We start from the raw sequence: 3,400 nt of genomic DNA, 5'->3' as shown, positions 1-3,400 counted from the left end.
GATAGATTTTTTACAAAAAATTCTCACTTTTTAAAATTTCGTCAGGAATAGAGTGAAAAAAATCAAAGTACCGTGGTAATACGGCTAACCCAGTCCCCAAAACGCAAAAGAGCCTATATACCCTTGTCAGGTTAAACGAAATTTTGCCCAACCTACTCCAACTCAATCTTCATACCCTGCTTGGCAACCACCCCTTGCGCAAAAACTTCTTTTAACTGACCTTCAATCTCACGCATCATCTCATCCGTATGCGCATGGTTGTGATGGTAGAGTACCAATTGCTTTACATCAGCGTTTTGCGCTAAATACGCTGCCTCTTGCCAGGTAGAGTGCCCCCAGCCAATTTTTTCTTTGTGTTGCGTGCTTGTGTACATGGCATCGTAAATAAGACAATCAGTTCCTTGGATAAAATCCAATAACTTAACATCATGGTGACCGATCATATGTTCTGTATCCGTGATGTAGCAAAGAGATTTTTCTCCGGCCTCAAGGCGATATCCAGTTGCACCACCTGGATGATTTAAAGCTTGGGTGTAGATTTTCAAACCCGGCACATTATCAATGGAATCTCCAGCCACCACATCATGCAATGTCAAATCGGCTCTGGCCATATCAATAAGAGATCCCGGGAACAAAGGATGGGTAATATTTTTACGAAAGAAAGCCTCGATTCCTCCTTCGTCGATCAAATGACTCGCAAATATATCCAAAGAAAAATCAGGGTTCCATAAGGGAGCAAAAAATGGCAACCCAATAATATGGTCAAAGTGCACGTGTGATAATAGCAAAGAAGCTTTTGAGATTTTTTGCGCGGTTACCCATTCACCCAATGGCAAAATACCTGTACCGGCATCAAGTATGATGAAAGCATCATCCAGACGAACCCCTACACAACAGGTATGCCCGCCGTACTCGTTGTATTGCGGGCCGCAACAGGGAATTGACCCACGCACACCCCAAAATGTAACTTCAAACATAGCGCCTCAACATTTTTTTTGTGTTTCGATCATTATACACAATTCACAACTCACATGTCTAATGCGCACTAATTCTGGAAATAAATCAAATGATTAATAAATATTTAACCTATAAATCTTACAATAAATTAGGGGGTCATTAGTTTAATGGTTGATTATATGCTGAATATTTGGAGAAATCGAAAAATACAGTTCGATATTATTGCCGAATTTGTTATTGTCCTTTTGGCAACTGCACTTTCGATCATGTGGTATACATTTTACAATAACAAAGAAAATCTGGTTCGCTTCTCAGACATGCTGGTTACAGAAATTGCCCAAAGTTCCATTGACAGCACGCGTGCCTATCTCAATACAGCTCAGGAAATGACGCTTTTGGGCTCCAACTTAGTCGCCAATCCTGAACATGTGGACATTAACAATGAGGAAATTATCCTCTACATGATTGGGGTTTTGCGAGTCTACCCGCACCTTACTAATATGTATGTTGGTGCTGAAAACGGGAAATTCCTAGAAATATCCCGCCTTGGAGACCGAGCTACTTATCGGGCCAATCCTACTGACAGATTGCCGGGTGGCATCAGTTTTTCAGTACGATTTATCAACCGCACCGAGACAGAAACCGTAGAAACCTGGCAATATCGTGATATTGATGGCGTTGTCCGAGAAACTGAAACGATTCCCAATGTCATGTTTGATCACCGAATCTCTGAGTGGTATATCAAAGCCCGACAAAATCGTAAATTTTTCTGGAGTGAAGTCGAAATTTTTTCATTGTTGGAAGGAAAGCCTGGAATAACTGCGGCTCAACCACTTTATACCGGATACGGGAACTCACCAAGTAAAGGAGAATTCTTCGGCGTTGTTGGATCAAACATTTATATTGAGGACATTTCCTCATTTTTAAAGCAAACAAACTTGGGAGAGCGAGGTATCGTCTTTATTGTTGATAACGATGGCGGTGAGCTCATTGCCCACCCTGACAAAACCAAAACAACCAGAGTAGAAGGAGATGAGACCAAAATTCAGCTTGTTGATGACCTTAAGGATAAAAGACTTGTCACAGCATTCCAAGATCATCAACTCTACGGCCGTGACAAATTTACCTTTGATTTTCGGGGCACAGAATATTTTGCCCTGTTTAAATCTTTTCCCAAAGATTTTAACAAAAAGTGGAAAGTGGGCATTGTTGCCCCCACAGATGTGTTCTTGGGCGAGGCTAAAAGGATACAACAAGAAACGATTATAATCTCGATTATCATTTTTATCATCTCCATCATTTTTATCATTATCCTTTCACGCAACCTTTCACGCCCGATCATGCTATTGGCCAAAGAAGCTAACAAAATTCAAAATTTTGACCTCGATCATGGAAAGGAAATCCATTCCAACATCGCCGAGATAAAGTTACTGAATGATTCAATCTCGGCAATGCGTTCAAGCTTGCAAGCTTTTGGCAAGTTTGTTCCCAAAGGAGTTGTTCGAAAACTGACCAAACAAGGGCAAGATGTGAAAATTGGAGGACGGTTAAGACCGGTCACCCTTCTCTTTACCGATATTGCTGGATTTACCGGTGTCAGTGAGAGCTATCCTCCTGAAAAATTGATGCTACACCTTTCTGAGTATTTCGAAGAAATGACCACAATTATTCAAAAGCACAACGGCACCATTGATAAGTATATCGGTGATGCGATCATGGCCTTTTGGGGAGCCCCTTTTGTTGACAAAAAACATGTATTAAAGGCATGTATAGCAACGCTTGAATGCGAGAAAAAACTTAAAGGACTAAACCGCAAATGGCGATCTGAACAAAAGCCTGAGTTGCGTACACGATTTGGAATTCACACCGGGGATACTATCGTGGGAAATGTTGGCTCATCAGATCGTGTCAACTACACCGCTATTGGTGACTCTGTCAATCTTGCAGCACGCCTTGAAGGAACCAATAAAATGTATCACACCACAATTATTGTAAGCACTGAGGTCTACGAATCCGTCCACAAGGACTGCCTGTTACGCCCCTTAGACGTTGTTGCAGTAAAGGGCAAAAAACAAGGAAATTTGATTTATGAACTCGTTGGTCTCAAAAAAGGTGATCCCAACCTATTCCCCTCCAAGCAACAAATTCAATACACCGAATTGTTCACCCAAGGTTTTAAAGTTTACCTAGAACAGCGCTGGGACGAAGCTATCGATAATTTCCAAGCCATCGTTGATAGCTTTGGCCATGATCCTGTCTGTGATATGTATCTAAAACGGTGTGCTGAATTCAAAAAGAAACCGCCTCCTAAGGACTGGGATGGGGTTATTCAGTTGAAGAAGAAATAGAGGTCAGAGGTCAGAGGTCAGAGGTCAGAGGTCAGAGGTCAGAGGTCAGAGGTCAGAGGTCAGAGGTCAGAGGTCAGAGGTCAGAGGTCAGAGGT

2 protein-coding genes are annotated in these 3,400 nt (G+C 41.9%); one reads left to right on the top strand and one right to left on the bottom strand.

The annotated features are described in order from the left end of the window. Positions 1 to 152: 152 nt before the first annotated feature. Entirely contained in the window at positions 153 to 977 is an 825-nt protein-coding gene (locus ABFQ95_08095; protein ID MEN8237479.1) for an MBL fold metallo-hydrolase, read from the bottom strand. Positions 978 to 1,124: 147 nt separating this feature from the next. On the opposite strand from ABFQ95_08095, the gene ABFQ95_08090 reads away from it, so the two are divergent. Then, positions 1,125 to 3,305, top strand: coding sequence for an adenylate/guanylate cyclase domain-containing protein (locus tag ABFQ95_08090; GenBank protein MEN8237478.1), 2,181 nt, complete (start codon positions 1,125 to 1,127; stop codon positions 3,303 to 3,305). Positions 3,306 to 3,400: the final 95 nt, after the last annotated feature.

This window comes from Pseudomonadota bacterium (genome assembly GCA_039714795.1).
In the GTDB taxonomy this organism is placed as follows: domain Bacteria; phylum Pseudomonadota; class Alphaproteobacteria; order JAGOMX01; family JAGOMX01; genus JBDLIP01.
The sequence above is the reverse complement of the archived record's forward strand: the minus strand, read 5'-3'. Positions and strand labels throughout refer to the sequence as shown.

Excerpts from the sequence above, each read along its gene's own strand:
- ABFQ95_08095 (MEN8237479.1), bottom strand. The coding sequence starts at position 977 with ATGTTTGAAGTTACATTTTGGGGTGTGCGTGGGTCAATTCCCTGTTGC.
- ABFQ95_08090 (MEN8237478.1), top strand. The coding sequence starts at position 1,125 with ATGGTTGATTATATGCTGAATATTTGGAGAAATCGAAAAATACAGTTC.